General features: G+C 43.2%; 19 protein-coding genes. 12 read left to right on the top strand and 7 right to left on the bottom strand.

Annotated features, from left to right (window positions below; all coding sequences use genetic code 11):
- Positions 1-63 precede the first annotated feature (63 nt).
- On the top strand, positions 64-735 hold the full coding sequence (rpiA, locus tag OC23_RS07585) for a ribose-5-phosphate isomerase RpiA (RefSeq protein WP_038343961.1): 672 nt from the start codon (positions 64-66) through the stop codon (positions 733-735).
- A complete protein-coding gene (locus tag OC23_RS07590) occupies positions 735-1,430 on the top strand; it encodes a SprT family zinc-dependent metalloprotease (RefSeq protein ID WP_038343962.1) in 696 nt (231 codons plus the stop codon). Before rpiA ends, OC23_RS07590 begins: the two co-directional genes overlap by 1 nt.
- Here OC23_RS07590 and OC23_RS07595 read toward each other — a convergent pair.
- From OC23_RS07595 to OC23_RS07605, 3 genes are all read right to left on the bottom strand, one after another.
- On the bottom strand, positions 1,427-2,038 hold the full coding sequence (locus OC23_RS07595) for a CDP-alcohol phosphatidyltransferase family protein (RefSeq protein WP_038343963.1): 612 nt from the start codon (positions 2,036-2,038) through the stop codon (positions 1,427-1,429). The genes OC23_RS07590 and OC23_RS07595 overlap by 4 nt on opposite strands.
- Positions 2,039-2,159: 121 nt before the next feature.
- A complete protein-coding gene (gene phoA, locus OC23_RS07600) occupies positions 2,160-3,641 on the bottom strand; it encodes an alkaline phosphatase (RefSeq protein ID WP_038343964.1) in 1,482 nt (493 codons plus the stop codon).
- Between the two features lie 144 nt (positions 3,642-3,785).
- The gene (locus tag OC23_RS07605; RefSeq protein ID WP_038343965.1) at positions 3,786-5,300 is read right to left on the bottom strand and encodes a hypothetical protein; all 1,515 of its coding nucleotides are present in this window, start codon (positions 5,298-5,300) and stop codon (positions 3,786-3,788) included.
- Positions 5,301-5,592: 292 nt separating this feature from the next.
- Here OC23_RS07605 and argC point away from each other — a divergent pair, with 292 nt between their 5' ends.
- The 5 genes from argC (at position 5,593) to OC23_RS07630 (ending at position 11,346) form a co-directional block, all read left to right on the top strand.
- Positions 5,593-6,642 (top strand): N-acetyl-gamma-glutamyl-phosphate reductase, encoded by a 1,050-nt coding sequence (gene argC, locus OC23_RS07610; protein ID WP_038343966.1) that lies wholly within the window; start codon positions 5,593-5,595, stop codon positions 6,640-6,642.
- An 81-nt stretch (positions 6,643-6,723) separates the two neighbouring features.
- Positions 6,724-7,473 carry a DUF6776 family protein gene (locus tag OC23_RS07615; protein WP_038343967.1) on the top strand — a complete coding sequence of 250 codons (750 nt, stop codon included), beginning with the start codon at positions 6,724-6,726 and terminating at the stop codon, positions 7,471-7,473.
- A 22-nt stretch (positions 7,474-7,495) separates the two neighbouring features.
- Positions 7,496-7,909 carry an ATP-dependent Clp protease adapter ClpS gene (clpS, locus tag OC23_RS07620; RefSeq protein ID WP_161792265.1) on the top strand — a complete coding sequence of 138 codons (414 nt, stop codon included), beginning with the start codon at positions 7,496-7,498 and terminating at the stop codon, positions 7,907-7,909.
- Positions 7,910-8,698: 789 nt separating this feature from the next.
- Positions 8,699-10,984: an ATP-dependent Clp protease ATP-binding subunit ClpA gene (gene clpA, locus OC23_RS07625; protein WP_038343969.1), complete on the top strand. Its 2,286-nt coding sequence runs from the start codon at positions 8,699-8,701 to the stop codon at positions 10,982-10,984.
- The gene (locus OC23_RS07630; protein WP_038343971.1) at positions 10,984-11,346 is read left to right on the top strand and encodes a YnfA family protein; all 363 of its coding nucleotides are present in this window, start codon (positions 10,984-10,986) and stop codon (positions 11,344-11,346) included. Before clpA ends, OC23_RS07630 begins: the two co-directional genes overlap by 1 nt.
- 52 nt (positions 11,347-11,398) lie before the next feature.
- Here the strand turns inward: OC23_RS07630 and OC23_RS07635 are convergent, their stop codons facing one another.
- Positions 11,399-12,970 carry an ATP-binding cassette domain-containing protein gene (locus OC23_RS07635; RefSeq protein WP_038343972.1) on the bottom strand — a complete coding sequence of 524 codons (1,572 nt, stop codon included), beginning with the start codon at positions 12,968-12,970 and terminating at the stop codon, positions 11,399-11,401.
- 617 nt (positions 12,971-13,587) lie between these two features.
- Here OC23_RS07635 and OC23_RS07640 point away from each other — a divergent pair.
- Complete coding sequence (locus OC23_RS07640; protein WP_038343973.1) at positions 13,588-14,631, top strand: 3-deoxy-7-phosphoheptulonate synthase; 1,044 nt, start codon at positions 13,588-13,590, stop codon at positions 14,629-14,631.
- A 45-nt stretch (positions 14,632-14,676) separates the two neighbouring features.
- Here the strand turns inward: OC23_RS07640 and OC23_RS07645 are convergent, their stop codons facing one another.
- Positions 14,677-15,597, bottom strand: coding sequence for an alpha/beta fold hydrolase (locus OC23_RS07645; RefSeq protein ID WP_038343974.1), 921 nt, complete (start codon positions 15,595-15,597; stop codon positions 14,677-14,679).
- A gap of 14 nt (positions 15,598-15,611) precedes the next feature.
- Positions 15,612-16,157, bottom strand: coding sequence for a PadR family transcriptional regulator (locus OC23_RS07650; RefSeq protein ID WP_038343976.1), 546 nt, complete (start codon positions 16,155-16,157; stop codon positions 15,612-15,614).
- Positions 16,158-16,281: 124 nt separating this feature from the next.
- Between OC23_RS07650 and OC23_RS07655 the strand changes: the two genes are divergently transcribed.
- From OC23_RS07655 to OC23_RS07670, 4 genes are all read left to right on the top strand, one after another.
- A complete protein-coding gene (locus OC23_RS07655) occupies positions 16,282-18,306 on the top strand; it encodes an NADPH-dependent 2,4-dienoyl-CoA reductase (RefSeq protein ID WP_038343977.1) in 2,025 nt (674 codons plus the stop codon).
- Positions 18,307-18,390: 84 nt separating this feature from the next.
- Positions 18,391-18,807 (top strand): nuclear transport factor 2 family protein, encoded by a 417-nt coding sequence (locus OC23_RS07660; RefSeq protein WP_038343978.1) that lies wholly within the window; start codon positions 18,391-18,393, stop codon positions 18,805-18,807.
- Between the two features lie 30 nt (positions 18,808-18,837).
- On the top strand, positions 18,838-19,557 hold the full coding sequence (locus tag OC23_RS07665) for an SGNH/GDSL hydrolase family protein (protein ID WP_038343979.1): 720 nt from the start codon (positions 18,838-18,840) through the stop codon (positions 19,555-19,557).
- Between the two features lie 15 nt (positions 19,558-19,572).
- Positions 19,573-20,658, top strand: a complete 1,086-nt coding sequence (locus OC23_RS07670) for a YheT family hydrolase (RefSeq protein WP_038343980.1) — start codon at positions 19,573-19,575, stop codon at positions 20,656-20,658.
- 67 nt (positions 20,659-20,725) lie between these two features.
- Here OC23_RS07670 and OC23_RS07675 read toward each other — a convergent pair whose 3' ends face one another.
- The gene (locus OC23_RS07675; protein WP_038343981.1) at positions 20,726-21,253 is read right to left on the bottom strand and encodes an internalin; all 528 of its coding nucleotides are present in this window, start codon (positions 21,251-21,253) and stop codon (positions 20,726-20,728) included.
- Between the last annotated feature and the right edge of the window lie 281 nt (positions 21,254-21,534).

Genomic DNA, 21,534 nt, shown 5'->3' on the forward strand with positions numbered 1-21,534 from the left:
AGCAAACCCCTGTGCATTTGCGCTGTTTTCTTGCAGCAAATGTCAAAATAGTTGAGTGAAGTCATGAGTCTATATGCAACCCAAGATGAAAAAAAACAAGCTGCGGCAAAAGCAGCTTTGAAACATTTGCCTAAAGGCGGCATTTTGGGCGTAGGAACAGGAAGTACCGTTAATTTCTTGATTGATTTATTGCCTGAATTGCAATTAGAAGCTGCCGTTGCCAGTTCCAATGCAACCGCTGAACGCTTGCAGAAGCTTGGTATTGAAGTGGTCGATATGAACTCGGTGGGCGGTCTGGATGCCTACGTAGATGGTGCAGATGAAATTGACCGTCACATGCATATGATCAAAGGTGGTGGTGCTGCATTAACCCGTGAAAAAATTGTCGCATCGATTGCAAAGAAATTTGTATGTATTGTTGACGATTCAAAATGGGTCGATCAGTTAGGCCGTGATTTTCCGTTGCCTGTTGAAGTGATTCCAATGGCACGTTCTGCTGTAGCACGTAAAATCGTGGCTTTAGGCGGTGATCCGGTTTACCGTGAAGGTGTGGTGACAGATAATGGAAACGTAATTCTGGATGTATTTAACTTAAACATTCTTAATGCAATCGAACTGGAAAAAACCATTAACGATATTCCGGGTGTGGTGACGAACGGTATCTTTGCACTCAATGCTGCCAGTATTGCGATTGTTGCAACCAATAATGGGATCGAAGAGCGTACTGCACAATAATGCAGGCCGTTTCTTTAGAAACCTTATTACCCCGCATTAAAGTGGTTCGGCATGCAAGGGCAAGAAATTTGCGCTTGCGTGTCGAGCCGGCAGGTATTCGCCTGACTGTTCCGTTATTTTGTAGCAAAAAGCAGATTCAGCAATTCTTGCAGCAGTCTGAGCAATGGTTGCTTGAAACATGGAATAGGCAACAGCAACAGTTTAGCCAGTCTGCAAGTTTCCCTGAGCAGCTCGTACTATTTTTTCATTCTCAACCCTTTCAAATCATACGACAGCAACAGCGTTATATTTTTCGGTTTGATTGGCAACAACAGATGATCCTGATACGCGATAGTGAGCCGGAAAAAGCATTGCAGGCAGCCGTCATGGCCTATGCCAAGCAGTTTTTACCAGATTATCTGGATCAGGTGAGTCAGGAAACAGGACTTCCTTATCAATCCTGTAGCATCAGAAATCCGAAAACCCGTTGGGGGAGTTGTAGTTCCAAGCATGACATTATGCTCAGTGCTGCATTGGTGCTCATGCCTGAACATAATGTCCGGGCGGTATGCGTGCACGAATTGGCGCATACCAGACATTTTGATCATAGTGCAGCATTCTGGAATGAAGTGGCCAAACACGATCCTGATTATCAGGTGCATCGTCAGCAACTGAAGCAAATTCAATTACCTGCCTGGTATTACAAGAAGAGCTAACCATTAAAAAAGCGGTTATGCCGAACCTTTAGTCCTTTGCGGATTCGTAAGGCCTGTTTAAGGCTTGGTACATCATTCTGCCAGTGCCTGAGTACAAGGATAATGGCTATGATTTCTGCACGCGTTATCATACCCAGCCAGAAAACAATCCAGAACAGGACGTGAGATTGTCCTGTTAAAGTAATTTGTACCAGCAGTGCAAACAAGAATAAAGTCCAGATTTTTGCGCCCAGACTATGGGTGGCAACTTCTTTGCGAAATTTAATGAAACTGACCACATAAATCGCAATTTCAGATGCAATCACCACAAGGATGGGGAGGAGATGCTGCTGAAAGAAAACTGGCTGTTGCAAGTAAATTGAAACAATGGCGCAAATAAAAAAAAGCTGATCAATATTTGAATCGAGACGCCGTAACCGTTCATTGGAAACCCCGAGCCGTCTGGCAAGCATGCCATCAAAGATATCAGTCAGCAGGCCAAGGGTGAGAAAAATAACGGTATAGATCGGATAAAATTCAGGTTGAAATAAAGTCACTGCGACGATGAGAAAACCGAGTATGGCTCTGGAATAAACCAGCAAGGTCGGAATCTGATATTTTAAAGACATGAATAAAGTGAAATAGCATTATTATTTTGAGTATAGCATCTGGATAAATGAAAGAATTTTAACATGATCGCTTTCATGTAAATGACAGCAGCCTTCAACGACTGCTGTCCTTAAAACTATTTTATTTAATACCTAAAGCATCTTTCATGATGAAGAATAAATCAGTCTGGTCAAGCAGCCCGGAAACATTGGCAGCACGCGGGCCGTATGCTGCTGTACGAACCTGTGCACCTGTATGATGCTGACTCTGGCCAGCAGGGGCAGTACCATAATTGATTGCCATAGTGACACCATCTTTGGTTTTAAGGGCTGCTGTCTGACCCGGGCTATCACCCTTGACAGGAATAATCTGGCTGGTATGAGCATGATCACCAGTGACGATAATCAGCGTATCACCTTGTTCTTTGGCAAATTTTAATGCGACCTGAATGGCCTCATCGAGTTGTACGGTTTCACCAATCTGCCCACATGGGTCAGCAGCATGATTTTTCTTGTCAATTGAGCCACTTTCCACCTGTAAAAAGAAGCCTTTGGCATTTGGTTTTAGTAATTCAATTGCTTTTTCTGTCATTTGTGCCAGACGTGGTGTCGATGCATTAAATTCAGGGTTGTCCCGGCAGCTTTCTGCTTCTTTTTTATGCCCGTTGAGCTGTGTGGCTGGCCCACTCCAGATGACAGGAAGGTTGCCCTCTGCAAACAAGCCAAGCAAAGGCTGGTTCTGGTCAGCGCGATCAACAGCTTTTAGAGCATTGAGATCTTCAACAATACGGTAGTTTTCTGACTTTGCTCGTTCAAGCAATGTCTTGCCCTGATAAGGGCCGGCTTTTATGGTTTGATAGAAGGTCTTTTTGCCGCCCCCGAGGGTAACGTCAGCACGTGTTGTTAATAGCTGTTCAGTAATTGAACCTAAGCCACCATTTTCCAGTGCGCTTTCCGGACACTGGGTAGTGGTTTCATTCGGGCCATAACATTTACGGGTACTGATATGAGCGACCTGCGCTGCAGGAGTGGCGTCTTGCAGCTCGGTTGTGGTGACATTTCCTGTTGCAAAACCTGCTTTCTTGGCAAGCTCGAGAAGTGTTGCATGATGCTTCTGATAAATATCTAATCCCAAGGCATTATTATAGGTTTTAATGCCTGAAGACCATGCCGTGGCTGAAGCTGCCGAATCTGTGACATAGTCAATTCCACCATTTTTATCCAGTGCATAAGTTGTATAGCTACCAGTAAAAGGGAGGACATCCAGACCTTTAAAGTATCCGGCAGCGCCTTCTGCATAATTACGGGCAGCCGTGATCTCCGAATCACTGGTACCATCCCCGATAAACAGAATAATATTTTTTACGTTCTTATCATTCAAAGAATCTTTCAGGGCCTGTGTACGTTCTTGCTTTAATCGTGTTGCACCACCGAACTCACGAATGTCACCTTTAGCTCCGGGTTCCAGTAACCCGCCGGGTTGTGGATTTGGTGAGGTTACCGGAGGGGTTGTTGTAGGTGGTTGCGGTTTTGGTTGTACAGATGTGCCTGAACTGTCATTGTCGTTTCCACAGGCAGCAAGCAAAGAAATGAGAGCCGGTAAAAGTAATGGTTTGAGTTTCATATAATTTCAACCAGAATATTAGTTGAAATTGATAGTAATTACCAAATGTGAAGCTTTGGTTAAAATGCTGTTCTGATTTTCTTTATTTTATTCTGGTAAGGCATTGAAACCTGAATTTCAATGCCGGAATACATGATAAGGGGTTCAGAAATTACATTGTAATTGTGTGCTTTGCAGTTGATCTGGAGCCTTACGATGGTCAAGGCCGGCACTGGCGCTGATGACCTGATTGGCCTTAATCCTGATCTGGATAAAATGATACTGGAGAGTAGGATTGGTGGGTTGTGATGAGCTGCTATTTAACAGGTATTCGTGTGTTGCCTGATCTAGTTGCAATAAATTATCGGTACTGTCTGCATCAAGCGTTGAACGATAACTTTGTGAACCTTTGATCAGTTCCAGCACGCCATTGGCCCGGATATTGAGCTGACAATCATTACTGTCCTGATAATGGCCCACCAGATAGTCGATTGACGGCAAATTAACATTGACCAGATTAATGCCGGTGATACCTTGTTTGCATGGATAAGCTGAGCCGTTGCAGGTTGCTGCTGTATCTACAAAGCCTACTGCACGACGGTAATCTCCTGCACCGGAAACACGGAAAGAATCATTCGACTCAACCGTCGGATCAAAGGCATAGATTTTTTGTTGTAATAAGGCATAGCCTTGCGGGTTGATGGAATCCTGCTGATAGGTTTTGGCCAGCTGCAAAGTTGCTGCTTTTAGGGAGGTGCCATATTGGTCACGAATGGTTTTCTGATTTGCCGCTATTTTTAAAAGGGTATTTTGAGCGGGATCGACATTTTCAGGAGCCGGAGGAATAAGCGCCTCAAGAGCAGTCTGGTCTCCACGTATTTTTTTTGCATCCAGTTGTCCGTCCCTTAAATCAACGGCCAGATTTTGTGTAAATCTGGCAAATGTATCCAGAGGAAAGCTGGTGGCCCATTGCTGGATATAACCAAAGCTGAAAAAAGCACTGGTATAAAGTACTGGCTGAGTGGCAATATTCTGAGCCGTGAAACTGCTTAATGTGTAAGCCGGACTAAGGTTGGGTAAATCAATACGATTAAAAGCGCTTAATAAGGCTGTGTTTATATCATTGCTGGCCAGTTTCAGGTGTAAGCTGCTAATCCCGGTTGGGTCAACCTTGGTATCGCTTGGAAGATAGCCGGAGCGAACCAGTGCTCTTTGATACACTGCTTCAGACTGGGGATTGATAAAGGCAGTCTTGGTGCTATTGGAGTTCAGGTCAATTTCGACTAGCGCATTTAACGTTGTTGCTATGTTTTCGTATTGGCCAGTCAAGGGATTATAAATGAGCGCATTGGGCTGGGTTGATAATTCAACACGATAGATACGGTTCTGGATGTTCGGTGGCAGGGTCAGCTGAAGATTTGTTGTGGTATTGGCTGCCTGCTCTAATACCAAACTGTTGTCGGTGTTGTCATAGATCTTGATAATGATATTGCGCATCTCGGCCGGAACTTTGACATGCAGGCTGCGTGGAGCTGGTGTTGGAGTCGTCGGTTCTTCAGTCGGGGTACGTGCTTCGCTTTCCCCACTGCCACAGCCGACCAGGGTCGCACTCATCAGCAGGGTACCCAGACCCAGGCAAACATAATGATTTAATCTTTGTTTTTGTTTCAAAGAAGGCATTCCAGCTCTCCAAAATTTTGCATCCATGAAATTTATTATTACCGCAATATTTTTTTATTCTATGCGAATATTGAGTGGAAACAATAGTGTTTATTGACCAATGGTGAAATCATTTTTGCAACAGCAAACCGGAGCGGCTCGCAAGGTGCAGACTGCCACAAAATATGGCCAGATGAACCGGATACCACCTCTACAACGCCTGCTTTTTCTTTAAAGTGAGTGACTTGAAGATTGTGTAAAGATGGGCAAACTGCCATACTAGCGGCCTAAATGAAAGCGAGAGGTGTCACACGTGATTTCTGTTGGTATTGTTGGTGGAACTGGATACACAGGGGTTGAACTATTACGTCTGTTGCTGAGACATTCAAAAGTTCAGGTTCGTATTCTCACGTCTCGTACAGAAGCAGGAAAGCGTGTTGCCGATATGTTCCCGAGTTTACGTGGACATACTACACTCGAGTTTTCAGATCTTGATTTAGACCAGCTTAAACAATGTGATGTGGTGTTTTTCGCAACTCCGCATGGCGTTGCCATGCAGCATGCAGAAGTTTTGACTGCAGCTGGCACAAAGGTGATCGATCTGGCTGCTGACTTTCGTTTACAGAATTTGCAGCAATTTGAAAAATGGTATGGCATGCAACATAGCTGTCCTGCGATTTTAAAAGAAGCTGTCTATGGCTTAACAGAGCTAAATCGTGAAAAAATCAAACAGGCCAAAGTGATCGGTAACCCGGGCTGTTATCCAACCACGGTACAGCTTGGTCTGGCACCATTGTTAAAAGCCAGTTCACCACTGATTAACCCGCACAGCATTATCATTGATGCCAAGTCCGGCGTATCAGGAGCAGGCCGTAAAGCAAGTCTGGGGATGATTTATAGTGAGAATGCCGATAACTTCAAGGCCTATGGTGTAGCAGGTCATCGTCATCATCCGGAAATTGTAGAAGCCCTTGAAAATATTTCTGGGCAGAAAGGCCAGTTTGACCAACTGATTTTTGTGCCTCATCTTGTACCGATGATTCGTGGTATGTTGAGCACTATCTATGTAGATTTAAATGAGCAAGGCCAGCAAGCTGACGTGCAGGCATTATATGAAGAATTCTATAAAAATGAACGATTTGTAGATGTGATGCCTGCCAATAGCTCACCAGAAACACGCAGCGTACGTGGTGCGAATGAACTGAGAATTGCACTTTACCGTCCACAGCCGAACAAGCTGGTTATATTGGTCGCACAAGATAATCTGGTGAAAGGCGCAGCAGGTCAGGCCATTCAAAACATGAATCTCATGTTCGGCTTCGATGAGGCTGCTGGCTTGGAAGGTATTGGTTTATTACCATAAAAAACGCTTTTTTACTTCACACACATTTAAATTTCGATTTTAATGTGTGCTTTGATGCAAATCATAACGATAGAGATGATGATGGAAAACGTTGAACCGACTACTTCACCAGACAGTTCCGTTGAAAAAAATAAGTTTTTAAAAACGAATTTACCTTTAATTGTTGGTGCTACTGTTCTGATCGGTAGTAGTTTTATGCTTGGTTATACGGTCGGACACCGCCAGGGCTTGACAGTCGTGGGTTACGATGCGGATGCTGAACAACTGGTCGATGTTGTCCAGAAACAGAAAACTGCGCTGGACGCCGTCAGCAAGAGTCTGAATGCGGCCGTTCAGGAACGTGATATGGCTGTGGGCAATGCCGATGACTTGTACAAATCTGTTAATCAGGCCAATGCCGACAAGGCACAGTTTGAAGGGATGAATGCGATTTATCGTGAAATCTTGAGACAACGTGGCGGGGTCAGTTTAACAATTCAGAACATGGCAATTAAGACCTTGCCTGAAAATGCATATGAATATCAGATTGATCTTGTTCAGGTCAGTCCAAACAAGCGTCGTGCTTCAGGTACAGTCGAATTACGTTTAATCAAGGATAGCGAGATTCTTGTTGTACCGCTGGAAGACAAGAACTTCAGTTTTGAAGATTTTGAACGTTTAACTGGTCGCTGGACCATGCCAAAAGGCTTTACGCCTCAGTTTATTGAAGTGCGTTTGACCGGGTCAGGTACACCTGTGATTAAACGTTTTAGCTGGCAACGTGGCAAGCCGGTCGATGTAAGTTCTGCCTTTGTGTCAGAAATTCCTCAAGCTGAAGCGAATGCTCAATAATTTTTTAGATTAAGAACCGGATATGCGAAGATACAAGCGTCAAATGAATTTAAGTGAAGTGAAAAATTCTTTTCATCAATCAGGGTATGTCGATTGGCACTTAAATCCACGTTTAAGTGATTCGCAAGAAGATCATGAGGGTGAAGTGGTTGTACAGACAGCCCCACCTGAATTAAAGCGTCCGCCTTTATATGCGGTGGTTTTAATGAATGATGATTACACACCAATGGACTTTGTGATTGAAGTCTTGCAAAGTTATTTTGGTATGGATTTTGATCAGGCAAGTCAGGTAATGCTCACAGTTCATTACGAAGGTAAGGGAACCGCGGGCATTTATCCTCGGGATATTGCTGAAACCAAGGCCAATCAGGTCAATAACTATGCCCGTTCGCAAGGTCATCCGTTGTTGTGCCAGATTGAACCTGAGCAGCGTTAAGAAAAGCGAAGCTTTTTAGCTGCGCAAGACCTTGCGCCATGTATGGCTCATATGCTGTGAGTGCAGATGTTAAGAAAAGCGAAGCTTTTTAGCTGCGCAAGACGAGCAACTATGTTGCGAGTACAGGCGTTAAGAAAAAGTAACGCTTTGTTCCGAGCGCAAGACCTTGCGCCATGTATGGCTCATATGCTGTGAGTGCAGACGTTAACAAAAGCAACGCCTTGCAGAATATATTGCTCATGCACAACATCTTGCACCATATATGGCCTCATCTGCGATGTTTGGAATGACCAGACATCCCTCGTGTGCTGGCAAAATTGTTAAAAAGTGCAGGGCTTTTGGCGCATCGGGTAATGGCTAAAAAAAGTTGATATCTGTTTTGAAAGTTATTTATATTTCTCAAAGCTTAGTGTTTTCACTTGTTGGCTGTTATTGGATACCGAAAAAATGAAAGAGATTTGTTTAATGAGTATAAAGAATATTTAATATCTGAAATTTTTCTTTGATTATTGAATTTTGTTATTTATTAAACGAACCTCTTTATTTTGATTAATATTTACTCAATCAGGTGGTTTTTAATCACTTTGTAATTGGATTTTTACAACAATACTTTGTTTTGAAACTTGACCAATATACTCAACTAATGCTAACAGTAGAATATGAAGCAAAGAGGCTTGTAGACGTATATTCAATCACGATTACAGAAGCTCGGCGGATCAAGTTAATAATTTGCTTTTTCATTAAAAGATTGCTCTTTTTTTGATAGAGCCCAAGATATAAGGGGGTTACATGCTCAGTCGTCAATTAGAAGTATCGTTACGTTTGGCTGTTAGCATGGCTCGTCAAAAGAGACATGAGTTTCTGACAGTTGAACATTTGTTGCTTGCCTTACTTGATAATGATTCTGCCGTAAATGCATTAAAAGCATGCGGTGCCGATATCGTTACCTTGCGTAAAGAACTAGAGGAATATGTAGAGCAGCATACCCCGAAACTTGGTGATAATAGTGAACAGGCTCCTCATCCGACGGAGAGTTTTGACCGGATCTTGCAACGTGCCATTTTCCATGTGCAGTCGAGCGGTGGTGACCGTACTGTAGAGGGAGCAGATGTTCTGGTTGCCATGTACTCTGAGCGCGATTCCTTCGCCGTATATTTGCTAAAACGTCATCAAATTAACCGTTTGACCCTGACTCAATACTTATCTCATGGTACACGTAAAGATGAGATTCAGGTTGAGGAAGAGGTCGAAGATATTGAAGGTGAAAACGCCGCTTCTGCCAATGCGGGTCCATTGGAACAATATACACTTAACCTCAATGTGGAAGCACAAAAGGGTAAAACCGATCCTTTGATCGGACGTGAAAAAGAAATTGAGCGTGCAGCGCAAATCTTGTGCCGTCGCCGTAAAAATAATCCTCTTTTAGTCGGTGATCCTGGTGTAGGTAAAACCTCGATTGCTGAAGGACTGGCTTGGCTTATTGTAAATGGCAAGGCGCCAAAACCGCTGGCAAATGCCGAAGTCTATAGTCTGGATATTGGTGCACTGGTTGCAGGTACCAAGTATCGCGGTGATTTTGAAAAGCGTTTAAAACAGTTGTTAAATGCCTTGAAAAAGAATCCGAATGCGATCTTGTTCATTGATGAAATTCATATGATCATTGGCGCGGGCTCAAGCATGGGCAGTACCATGGATGCATCGAATTTAATCAAACCTGCATTGGCAAATGGTACCTTGCGCTGTATCGGTTCGACAACATTTCAAGAATACCGTCAAGTTTTTGAAAAAGATCATGCCTTGTCCCGTCGTTTCCAGAAAATTGATGTCAATGAACCAAGCATTAATGAAACGATAGAAATTTTACGTGGCTTGAAAAACAAGTTTGAAGATTTCCATCATGTGGAGTATGACGATAAAGCTTTAGTTGCTGCTGTGGAGTTGTCAGCTAAATTTATCAATGACCGTTTCTTGCCAGACAAGGCGATTGACGTAATTGATGAAGCAGGCGCACAACGCCGTTTGAAAGCTGAAGTCGAGGGAAGCACGATTTCGGTTGAAAATATTGAAGATATCGTATCGAAAATTGCGCGTATTCCACCGAAAACGGTCTCTAAAGATGATAAGTCTGTACTTGAAAATCTTGAACGTGATCTTAAACGTGTGGTGTTTGGACAGGATGAAGCGATTACCGCGCTTGCCTCTGCAATCAAGTTGTCGCGTGCGGGCTTAAAAGCACCGGATAAACCTGTAGGTAGTTTTGTTTTTGCTGGTCCTACCGGTGTTGGTAAAACCGAGGTCACAAAACAGCTTGCAAAACTGCTGGGTGTAGAGCTGGTGCGTTTCGATATGTCCGAGTACATGGAGCGTCATGCGGTTTCCCGCCTGATCGGAGCACCTCCGGGTTATGTGGGCTATGATCAGGGTGGTTTGCTCACTGATGCAATCCATAAAAATCCACATTGCGTACTGTTACTCGATGAGATTGAAAAGGCACATCCGGATGTATTTAACCTGTTATTGCAAGTTATGGATCATGGAGCCTTGACCGATAACAATGGCCGTAAGTCTGATTTCAGAAATGTAATTATTGTGCTGACGACGAATGTTGGAGCTGAAAGTATTGTTCGTGCAAGTATTGGCTTTACCGAGCAAGACCATAGTGCCGACAATCAGGATGCAATGAAACGCGCATTCTCGCCAGAGTTCCGTAACCGTCTAGATGGTGTGATTCAATTCAAGGCACTTCCAACTACCATTATCGATTCGGTGGTAGATAAATTCTTAACCGAGCTGCAAGCACAGCTTGATGAAAAGCAGGTTGTTCTTGAAGTAGATCAAAGTGCCCGTGACTGGTTATCAGCGAATGGTTATGACCGTCTCATGGGTGCGCGCCCAATGCAACGTCTGATACAGGAACATCTGAAAAAGCCGCTTGCCGAAATGATCCTGTTTGGTGAGCTCGCCGAACATGGTGGTAACGTTGCAGTTTCTGTAAAAACAGAAAATGGTGAGGAAGTCGGTTTAAAACTGGAAGTCTTTGAAGATCATATTAACCCGAGTGCTGAACCTGCTTAATGTTTGAAGTTTCTTATTCAATAACCCAAGTACTTAAAGTATTTGGGTTATTTTTCGTTACTGCAATTGCTGAAATTCTAGGTTGTTATTTTCCTTATCTGATTTTGAATCAGGGGAAATCACATTGGTTGTGGGTACCTGCAGCGTTAAGCCTTGCTGTGTTTGTCTGGTTGCTGACCTTGCATCCGGCGGCTTCGGGCCGTATCTATGCGGCTTACGGGGGAGTCTACATTTTTACAGCCTTGATGTGGTTACGCTATGTTGATCAGGTGATGCTGACACGTTGGGATATTTTAGGTGGAGTCGTGGTTCTTTGTGGAGCCTGTCTGATTATTTTACAGCCACAAGGCCTGGTGCGTTAAATAGCTCTCAGCATGGTGTGTATTCACCATGCTGATTTCAATCTCATAAAAATCAGCTTAGTAAATAGCTATCGTTGATTCCACATTCCTTAACAAAAGTTTCATCATGTGACACCAGTATTACTGCACCATTAAAAGAACGTATGGCGTGTGCAAGTAGCTCACGAGATTCAATATCCAGATGATTCTCTGGTTCATCCAGAAGTAACAAATCAACTGCCTGCTGTTTCAAGGCTAGCAATGCCACTTTTAAACGTTCTCCACCGCTCAATTTTATTAAGGGGCTCAGTGCCTTATCTCTACGGATCTGTAGACTACCTAATAGGGTACGGGCCTGTTGCTCGGTCAGATTTGAATCTATACCACATAAATATTCAACGGCAGACAGATTTTGGTTGAATAATGCAAGATTCTGGTCCAGATAAACAGTACCTGCTTTGCAATATATTTTGCCTGCAAACGCAGGAATTAAGCCTTGAATGGTTTTGAGTAAAGTGGATTTACCCGTACCATTTTCGCCACATAAATGCAATTTTTCGTCAGCCATTAACACCAGATTAATAGGCTTTGTCTTTGCGTAAGCCAGCTGCAATTGCTGGCAACGTAAGATTTCACCTGATTTACCCGTGGCTTGAGTAAACTCAAAAGACTGGGATTTAAGGTGTTCCAGTTGCGTTTGTTTTTGCTGCAGCTCATCTTTAGCATCTGCAAGCTGTTTGCTCTGTTGCTTGCGCAGGTGTGAAAGCGATTGCTCAGATTGTTCTTTCTTGGCATCTAATAGGATAGGAGCTTGAGAACCTGAAGCTTTTAACTTTTCACCTGTTTTTTTACGCTTTTGCGCTTTCATCTGGCTGTGATGTTGTTGCTCTTTAAGCTGTTTTAACTCGCGCTTTTCGTGTTGTACTGCATGTGATAATGCCTCGACATGTAACTGATGTTGCTGCTGATAGAGTGCATAATTGCCACCGTAATAGTCCAAGCCTAATTGGCTTAATGCAAAAATGCCATCTACATGAGACAGCAGTTGCCGGTCATGGCTAATGATTAAACCACCTGCCGGATGTTGGGCCATTTGCTCGATTAACCATTGTCGACCTTGAGCGTCCAGATGGTTGCTCGGTTCATCCAGTAACAGATAATGATCTTTGAGTAGAAACAAACGACAAAGTGCAAGTTTGGTTTTTTGACCTTCACTCAAATGTTGCGTCGGTGTCTCAAGTTCGGTGGGCAGTCCTGCACTTGCTAAAAGCTGTTGCCACTCGGTGGGTAAGTGCCAGAGCAGTTCAACCCGGTCATAGTCTGTAAAAGAAGCTGTACCTTGCCAGATTTTCTGAAAACAGACATAGATATCTTCAATATCGAGGGCTTGTGCGATAGTCTTTGCCTGTATTCGCTCCAGCTGGGCAAGATATTGATGAGGACATTGCCAGTTAATTTGACCTGAATAAGCAAGTTCAGTTGATTGTCCCTGAAGTAGGCACATCAAGAGTGATTTACCTTGACCATTACGACCGATTAACCCGCAAAAATGATGCAGGGGTAATTGGAACGAGAGCTGGTCAAAAATTTTATGTTGAGCAAATTCAAGTGATAAGTTTGAAATAATACATGCCTGTTGGGTCATAACAAACCTCATAAACAGGATATGCAAAATAGAGAAATATGAATGATTTTAGAATAGAAATTGCTAAATGACAGATAAGTCTATTTTGCACATCAAAAGAAAAATGGATTTTGATGATGAAAATAGGACTTACTTCATTGGCGTGTTCTCAGGTTGGCTTATTTTTAGACTATTGTATGAACAATACTGCTCAAGGTCAAATTTTAGAATTTGAAGCCTAAGATTAAAAAAACATAAAAAACGCTTGTCAAATGCTGAAATAGTGCGTAATTTAATACTTAGACACAGTTTTTTAGATATTTGAAATAACCATGTTAAAGCATACTGTAAACACAAACGCATACTTTTATTTTTGGCAATATTAATCGTTGCCTGATGCGTTTCGGGCAGCAAAAAGGGTTGCCCAACCAGTTAATACCTGATCGGCAACACCGATCAGGTTTTTTTATGCTTTAACAAATACAAACTTTAGGAGAAATCACATGTATACATTTAACTATTCATATTTTAGCAAGATTACCTGGTTTTACTTTGCAAAAAAATCAACATCGCTTAGATCACACTTGCTCAAATAAATGAAAAGGACTGCGATGAAGACCAGTCCAAAGGAATTGAAAATGAATGCTTTAAATACTGCTTTGACACAAACACATACGCACATAAAAGAATCAATGCTTAGCTTGCCAACACAACTCAAAGCGCAGTATCCCTTGTCTGCCAATTTAGCGCAGCAGATTTCAAGACATCGTCAAACCATTCAAAATATTTTATCAGGTCAGGATCACCGTCTAATGGTGATTACAGGTCCATGTTCCATTCATGACCCTATTGCTGTACTCGAATATGCTGATCGTCTACAACAACTCCAAGAACAAGTGAAAGATCAGATTTTTCTTGTCATGCGTGCATATATTGAAAAACCACGAACCACAGTGGGCTGGAAAGGTTTTTTATATGATCCGAATCTAGATGGATCATCAGATTTACAACTGGGGCTGGAAAAGTCTCGTGCTTTGTATTTGCAACTGATTGAAAAAGGCTTGCCGATTGCCAGTGAAATTTTAAGCCCTATGGCAACGGGCTATTTTGATGACCTGCTCGCCTGGGGCGCGATTGGCGCACGGACCAGTGAATCGCAAATTCACCGTGAAATTGCCAGTCATATGCCATACAGTATTGGCTTCAAAAATGGAACCGATGGCTCAATTCAGATCGCGTTAGATGCTATTCAGTCTGCAATGAGCGGACATCAATTCCTTGGGATGACCCAGCAAGGTTTGCCTGCAATTTTACATAGTAGTGGCAATCCCTTGCCACACCTGATTTTACGTGGCTCAAATCAGGGGTCCAATTATGATCTGGCTTCGATTCAGGCCATGCATTTCAAACATAAGCAGTTGCCTGCATTGGTGATTGATTGTAGTCATGGCAATAGTGCAAAAGATCCATTAAAACAGCCACAAGTTTTGCAGCAAATTATTGCAGAGCGCGCTGAATCGAAAGTCCGTGGTGTCATGCTTGAGAGTCATCTGGTCGATGGTAACCAAAAAATTTCTTGTGATATGACGTATGGCCAGTCGGTTACAGATGGTTGCCTGGGTTGGGATAAGACCGCACAGGTTTTATTGGATGTTGCAGAACAGATGCGTCATACCAGCTAAGTGAAAAAAGCCAGTCTTGAGACTGGCTTTTTAATGCAGGTCGGGTTAAGCCGCCTGGATGGTCTGAGCTGCCAGAAATTGGCCGATTTCTTGGCTGAATTTTCTTGGTTCGGTAATCAGCGGGGTGTGTCCGGAATGTTCAAAATATACGGTTTTTGCATTAGTTAAGCTGTTTGCAATCAGGGTTTGTCCTGTTTCCGGATAAAGGGTAGATTCACGGCCAATAAAGAAGGTGGTAGGACAATTTAGCTGGCGAAGTGCCTCACGGTAATCTTCATCATGGTTGAGATAGTTTTCTACGTACCAAAGCAAATAGTCCAGCCGTTGAATCGGTAGTAAATATTTTTGTAAAAATGGCCGGTTTAAAGCGAGCCTGAAAATCTTGGGACTATAGCTATTGCTGCCTTGCAGTTCAATAAATGCTCCCCATAAGCTGACTAGCCTGTAGCGGACATCACCGGGTAGGTCTTCTAGTTTCTGCGCATGTTTATATTCAAGTAACAGGGTTTGAATATCGAGCAGAAGCCTTTTGAATTGCGTGTGTTTTTGACCGAACAAGCCATATTGCCATGAATCATCGACAGAAATCTTCGGGGTTTGATCAATATGCAGGTAAGCTTTCAGTTTATCGCCCAGATGTCCATGCTTCATACCATGCATGGCGATTGTAGCGCCCATGGAGTAACCCATCAGGATAAATTGATCAAGTTTTAACTGCTTGATCAGAGTGTTTACATCATTCCAGTGACTGGAAATTGCATCCTGATCTGGAATAGCACAATGTTTTGAACCCCCAAAGCCACGCCAGTCAGGAATAATAAATTCATATTGTTTGCGGTTGGCAAATAAAAATGGAAGCCATTGCCAGCTTTGCATACCCAGTCCGGACAGGACAAGTACCGGTTCTCCTTCACCAACACGTCTTACAAATAGTTTTTCCTGATCAGACATGGTATAAAACGGCATTTTTATGCTCCAGTTTATGGGGTTTCCTCAAATGTTTTGAGTTGGGGAATCATCTGTTCCAGCCATTTTATCCATTCACTTTCCGTAATGATACCAAGTTCAAGAATCATTTTATGGATGAACAGTACACGGCTGGTCGGTTTGCTATCTTTAAAATCTTTAGCATGAATTGCTTGATACAGGCTTAATTTTTCCTTATGGATGGATAAGTGACGTTCCAGTTCCGGCAAAATGGTATTGCCGCCAAGTTGGGCTTCGGCTCTTAACCTGACCATCAGGTCATCCCGTAATTGTGCCGGTTCACTTTGCTGCTCGATCCACGCGGCCAGCTCTATTCTTCCAAGCTGTTCGACCTGGTAGGTTTTTTTGCGGCTATTTGCCGCTTGCTCTTCTAATGTCGAAATCCATCCTTTTTTCAGCATTCCATTGAGTTCACGGTAGATTTGCTGATGTGTCGCATTCCAGAAGAAGCCCATTGAGCGGTCAAAGCGACGAGCCAGTTCGAAACCGGTGCTGGGTTTCTCTAATAAGCTGGTCAGTAAAACATGGGCGAGTGACATGACATTCCATAATAAAAAATGACTCATCAGAATTATGCAATATGTTGCATAAAAATCAAATCTTGTTTATAACTTTATGCAACAAGTTGCATTAGCGAGCAGCGTGCGAGCCAAAGGAGAAAATATGTCAGCTTATCCACATTTATTAAAGCCCCTTGATCTGGGTTTTACCACTTTAAAAAACCGTGTGCTTATGGGGTCTATGCATGTTGGACTGGAAGAAGCACCACAAGGTTATGAGCGTATGGCTGCATTCTATGCAGAGCGCGCTAAAGGGGATGTGGGCTTAATCGTTACAGGGGGAATTTCTCCGAATGATGCTGGCCTGACTTTTGCTCACGCTTCTAAACTGGATAGTATTGCTGAAGCAGAAAAACATAAGGTGATTACCCAGGCTGTACATGAGGCTGGTGGTAAGATTGCAATGCAGATCCTACATACTGGCCGCTATTCTTATCAGGCAGATATTGTCGCGCCTTCTGCAATTCAGGCACCTATTAACCCGATCAAGCCAAAAGCCCTGACTTCTGCCGAAGTACAGCAAACGATTGATGACTTTGCCAACTGCGCCAAGCTGGCACAATATGCGGGTTATGACGGTGTTGAAATCATGGGATCAGAAGGTTACCTGATCAATGAGTTTATTGCTGCACGTACCAATCATCGTGATGATGAATGGGGCGGAAGTTATGAAAACCGTATCCGTTTTCCAGTTGAAATTGTAAAGCGGACCCGTGCGTTGGTCGGTGAGAACTTCATCATTATTTATCGCTTGTCGATGCTGGATCTGGTTGAAGGGGGATCAACGCTGGAAGAGGTGATCCACCTTGCCAAACAAATTGAAAAGGCGGGTGCAACCATTATCAATACCGGTATTGGCTGGCATGAAGCACGTATTCCGACCATTGCGACCAAAGTACCTCGCGCTGCATTTACATGGGTGACTGAGAAGTTAAAAGGCGAGGTGGCAATTCCTTTAATTACCTCAAACCGTATTAATACACCAGAAATGGCGGAGTATGTTCTTGCTTCAGGGCATGCGGACATGGTGTCGATGGCTCGTCCTATGCTGGCTGATCCTGAGTTTGTATTAAAAGCCAGCCAGGGCCGTAGTGATGAGATCAATACCTGTATTGGTTGTAATCAGGCATGTCTAGATCATATTTTCTCAATGAAAATTGCCACCTGTCTGGTCAATCCGCGTGCTTGCTACGAAACTGAACTGATTTTCAAGGAAACCCATACTGTTAAAACCATTGCCGTGATTGGTGCAGGGCCTGCAGGGCTCAGCTTTGCGGTTTATGCAGCCAGTCGTGGACATAAAATCAGGGTATTTGATGCCAGTAACCAGATTGGTGGCCAATTCAATATTGCCAAAACCATTCCCGGTAAGGAAGAGTTTTACGAAACCTTGCGCTATTTCAAACGTCAGATTGAATTACAGCCAAATATTGAATTAGTGCTGAATCATACGGCGACTTATGAAGAGCTGAGTCAGGCCAATTATGATGAAATTGTGATTGCAACAGGTGTAACACCACGTCAATTGCAATTTGAAGGCATTGATCATCCAAAAGTACTCAGTTATATCCAGGTGCTGAAAGAACGTATGCCTGTGGGTAAGCGTGTGGCCATTATCGGAGCTGGTGGTATTGGTTTTGATACAGCCGAGTATTTAACGCACGAAGGTGAAAGCGGCAGCCTGAATCCTCAAAAATTCTACGCCGAATGGGGAATTGATACCGCATATGAGCATGTAGGTGGATTAAAACCGGCCGAGCTGGAAAAGTCAGAACGCGAAATTTATTTATTACAACGCAAGACTGCCGCAGTTGGTGCCGGTCTGGGTAAAACCACGGGCTGGATTCATCGTACCGGTTTAAAGCATCGCGATGTGAAAATGATTGCTGGAGCAAGTTACGATAAAGTTGATGATCAGGGCCTGCACATAACAGTCGATGGACAAAGCCGTGTACTTGAGGTTGATAACGTGGTGATTTGTGCCGGACAGGAATCTTATACTGCCATGTATGACCAGCTCAAAGCCGAGGGTAAAAATGTTCATCTGATTGGTGGTGCCAAAGAAGCCGGTGAGCTGGATGCTAAACGGGCAATACGTCAGGGTGCTGAATTGGCAGCTGTTTTATAAACTTGAGACGGGCATTTTCTTCGCTGGGAAAATGCCCGTTAACTTTTAATGAATAGAACGGAAATTGATTTAAGGAAAATAACAATGACCATTGAAACAACAAAACAGGCTTTAGCAAGCTGGCATCAGATGATCAAGACAAATGATTTATCCAATCTCAACGACTTGCTTGCAGATGATGTCGTGTTCCGTTCTCCGGTTGCTTATAAACCTTATCAGGGAAAGCATGTGGTCTTTTTTATTTTGACCAATGTGATTCAGGTATTTGAGAACTTCACTTATCACCGGGAATTTTATACTGAAGATGGTGAGAATGTAGTGCTGGAATTTAGTGCCAATGTCAGCGGGAAGTCATTAAAAGGGATTGATATGATTCGTTTTAATGATCAGGGCCAGATTACGGATTTTGAAGTCATGATTCGGCCAATGAGTGGTTTGGCTGCGTTAGCTGAAAAAATGGGAGCCAGATTTGCTCAATACCAACCAGATGAGCCGTTATAAAATAGCCTAAGTAATATTCAGAGATTTAAAATGTGGTTAAAGCTTTCAACTCTTGCATTATTGCCTGTATTGTTCATACAAGGCAGGAAGGTACGCCAGCATACACCACACCTGCCAGAAGCCAGTGGAGAGCGTGAAGGAACAGTTGGCCAAGGACCGCCGCTTTCCATACTGATTTTAGGTGATTCGGCTGCCGCCGGTGTGGGGGTAAGCACCCAGCAAGAAGCTCTATCGGGTGCCATTATTTCGAAATTGCAAAATCAATATCGTTTGCACTGGAAGTTGCAAGCCAAAACGGGGGATACAACCCGGCAAGTTTACCAAACGGTACAACAGTTAGATCAACAATGCTATGATGTTATCGTCACCTCGATCGGTGTTAATGATGTGACAAAACTGACTTCAGCAAAGTCCTGGCTAAAACAGCAAAAACAACTTATTACCTATATAAAAGAAAAGTTTCAACCCAAGTTGATCATTGTATCTGGTGTACCGCCAATGCAGCATTTTCCGGCTTTACCTCATCCTATGGCCTGGCTATTTGGACGGTATGCAGAACAGATGAATCGGGCATTGCAACACTGGCTGGTTTCTCAAGCGGATACCCGGTTTATTCAATATGATCTTGAAAAATTTCAGGTAATGAATCTGCCTATGGCCAGTGACGGTTTTCATCCTGGTAAAGAGATTTACGCGATCTGGGGGCAGCAGGTTGCAACATTGGTACGACAGACATTTACTCATCATTAGAGGCGGTTAGTGGATATGGGTATATCGGCTTTAGACAAAATTAAAGTGTTAGGTGCAGAACTATTTGATGCGGTTGTGGGTGCGGAACAACCGAAAATGTATTATGACCCGAAAGGGACAATCAAAGATGTTTTGGAGAAACTGCCACAATTGAAGCAGAAGTATCGACCTACGCCATGGTTGAGCAATACCCATATCCACCTTTTATATTTTGACATCATCCGTAAGAAAACAGTCAAACTTGAATATGATCGTATCGAACAGTTACGCATGCAGGATGGAGGTGTAACCGCAATTGCATGGTATGGATATGATTTGCCACCGGAAACGCCAACCGTGGTAATTATGCATACCATTACAGGCACACCTGAAAGCATGTGTGAGCTGGTTAAAGACCTGCATGAGTATACGGGCTGGAGAATTGCACTGTGCCTGCGCCGTGGACATGCCGGTTTACCGATGCCTGTACCCCGCATTTCTCTGTTTGGCTCAACCAGTGATTTGAAAGAGCAACTGCAACACATTCAGACCCTGTTTCCACAGTCAGATTTATATGCAGTCGGTTCTTCAGCCGGTACTGGCTTGTTAGTCCGTTATCTGGGAGAACAGGGGGCCGATACACCATTTAAGGCTGCGTTTGCCATGTGTCCAGGCTATAACACCGAGATCGGCTTTAAAAACGTGCATCCTTTTTATAGCAAAATGATGACTAGGAAGCTGTTTAAGTATTTTATTTATCCTTACCAGAGCACATGGAACCAGATTGCTTCGGTAGAAAAAGTACTCACGGCCACCAGTCTGGAAGAGTTTGAGAAAGAATATTTTGAGATGGCCGGGTTTCAGGATTACCAGAGCTACTGTCAGGCTATAAATCCCATCTATGTGTTTGAAAATGTCAAGATTCCATTAATGATTCTAAATGCCGAAGATGATCCGGTATGCTCGATCAAGAATCTGGAGCCGTATAAAGAGGCTATTCAGCGCATGGAAAATATAGCGGTAGTTACAACGAAGAAGGGGAGTCATTGCGGTTTTTACGAAAGCCTGAGTGTGAAATCCTGGGCTTCACGCTTAATGGCAGATTTTTTTAAGAATTATTAAAGGAAAAAATAAAAAAGCCATGAATCTTAAGATGTGATTCATGGCTTTTGTTCGCTGACAATTAAAATTAGTTGTTCAGCGCAGGAGTCGCGGCTGCAATTGCTGCGGCAACAGCATCATCTTCACTTTGTGCCGGTGTAGATGATTTTGGTGCTTTTGCAGTTTGTTCTGCTTTAGGCTGCTCTGTCTTGGCCGGTTTTGCTTCTGCTTTTGGTTGCTCGACTTTCACAGGTTTTGGCTCAGCCTTAGGTTGTTCTGTCTTGGCTGGTTTGGGTTGCTCGGTACGTGGAGTCTCGCTAGTAGTAGCCGGTGTTTCTTTCTGAACCGGACGGGTTTCACGACGAATTTCTGTTGTGGTATTTGCAGTTTCTTCTCGTGTCGTTTCAACAGCAGGGGCTGGAGCTTCCTGTTTGTCTACACTTTCCAAAGACTCAAACTCCTGAATTTTTTCAGGTTCAGGCTGTGGTTGAGGCTGAGCTTCGGTTGTCGTCTGTTCTGGCTGCTCTTCGTTTTTAGGTTCTTCTTTTTTCACACAAGCAGTTAATAGGAGACCAGTCGCCAATGCTGCACAAATTAAAAGTTTTTTATTTGCCATTGCTAAAACAACATATTAAATAAGGACAGCACGAATTATAACAGTAAAAGTATGTGAAGAAATCCCTATGCTTTGTAGAGTTTGTTTATATTTTATAAAAGCTTGCCAGCCGTTATTGACAGAATGAGCGGTTTACTGAGCCCAAAAAAGGAATTTTCAGGTGAGCAGATGACAAGTAAAACGGTTTAAATGCAATTTAAGTATAAAAAACAATCAAAATCCGTAAATTTTTATCGAAAATGCTGATAGAATAACCAGTTGTTTATAGTTCTTTGAATTGA

The sequence above is a fragment of the Acinetobacter sp. A47 genome (assembly GCF_000805455.1).
Taxonomy (GTDB): Bacteria; Pseudomonadota; Gammaproteobacteria; order Pseudomonadales; family Moraxellaceae; genus Acinetobacter.

Excerpts from the sequence above, each read along its gene's own strand:
- rpiA (WP_038343961.1), top strand. The coding sequence starts at position 64 with ATGAGTCTATATGCAACCCAAGATGAAAAAAAACAAGCTGCGGCAAAA.
- OC23_RS07590 (WP_038343962.1), top strand. The coding sequence starts at position 735 with ATGCAGGCCGTTTCTTTAGAAACCTTATTACCCCGCATTAAAGTGGTT.
- OC23_RS07595 (WP_038343963.1), bottom strand. The coding sequence starts at position 2,038 with ATGTCTTTAAAATATCAGATTCCGACCTTGCTGGTTTATTCCAGAGCC.
- phoA (WP_038343964.1), bottom strand. The coding sequence starts at position 3,641 with ATGAAACTCAAACCATTACTTTTACCGGCTCTCATTTCTTTGCTTGCT.
- OC23_RS07605 (WP_038343965.1), bottom strand. The coding sequence starts at position 5,300 with ATGCCTTCTTTGAAACAAAAACAAAGATTAAATCATTATGTTTGCCTG.
- OC23_RS07615 (WP_038343967.1), top strand. The coding sequence starts at position 6,724 with ATGGAAAACGTTGAACCGACTACTTCACCAGACAGTTCCGTTGAAAAA.
- clpS (WP_161792265.1), top strand. The coding sequence starts at position 7,496 with ATGCGAAGATACAAGCGTCAAATGAATTTAAGTGAAGTGAAAAATTCT.
- clpA (WP_038343969.1), top strand. The coding sequence starts at position 8,699 with ATGCTCAGTCGTCAATTAGAAGTATCGTTACGTTTGGCTGTTAGCATG.
- OC23_RS07630 (WP_038343971.1), top strand. The coding sequence starts at position 10,984 with ATGTTTGAAGTTTCTTATTCAATAACCCAAGTACTTAAAGTATTTGGG.
- OC23_RS07635 (WP_038343972.1), bottom strand. The coding sequence starts at position 12,970 with ATGACCCAACAGGCATGTATTATTTCAAACTTATCACTTGAATTTGCT.
- OC23_RS07640 (WP_038343973.1), top strand. The coding sequence starts at position 13,588 with ATGAATGCTTTAAATACTGCTTTGACACAAACACATACGCACATAAAA.
- OC23_RS07645 (WP_038343974.1), bottom strand. The coding sequence starts at position 15,597 with ATGCCGTTTTATACCATGTCTGATCAGGAAAAACTATTTGTAAGACGT.
- OC23_RS07650 (WP_038343976.1), bottom strand. The coding sequence starts at position 16,157 with ATGTCACTCGCCCATGTTTTACTGACCAGCTTATTAGAGAAACCCAGC.
- OC23_RS07655 (WP_038343977.1), top strand. The coding sequence starts at position 16,282 with ATGTCAGCTTATCCACATTTATTAAAGCCCCTTGATCTGGGTTTTACC.
- OC23_RS07660 (WP_038343978.1), top strand. The coding sequence starts at position 18,391 with ATGACCATTGAAACAACAAAACAGGCTTTAGCAAGCTGGCATCAGATG.
- OC23_RS07665 (WP_038343979.1), top strand. The coding sequence starts at position 18,838 with ATGTGGTTAAAGCTTTCAACTCTTGCATTATTGCCTGTATTGTTCATA.
- OC23_RS07670 (WP_038343980.1), top strand. The coding sequence starts at position 19,573 with ATGGGTATATCGGCTTTAGACAAAATTAAAGTGTTAGGTGCAGAACTA.
- OC23_RS07675 (WP_038343981.1), bottom strand. The coding sequence starts at position 21,253 with ATGGCAAATAAAAAACTTTTAATTTGTGCAGCATTGGCGACTGGTCTC.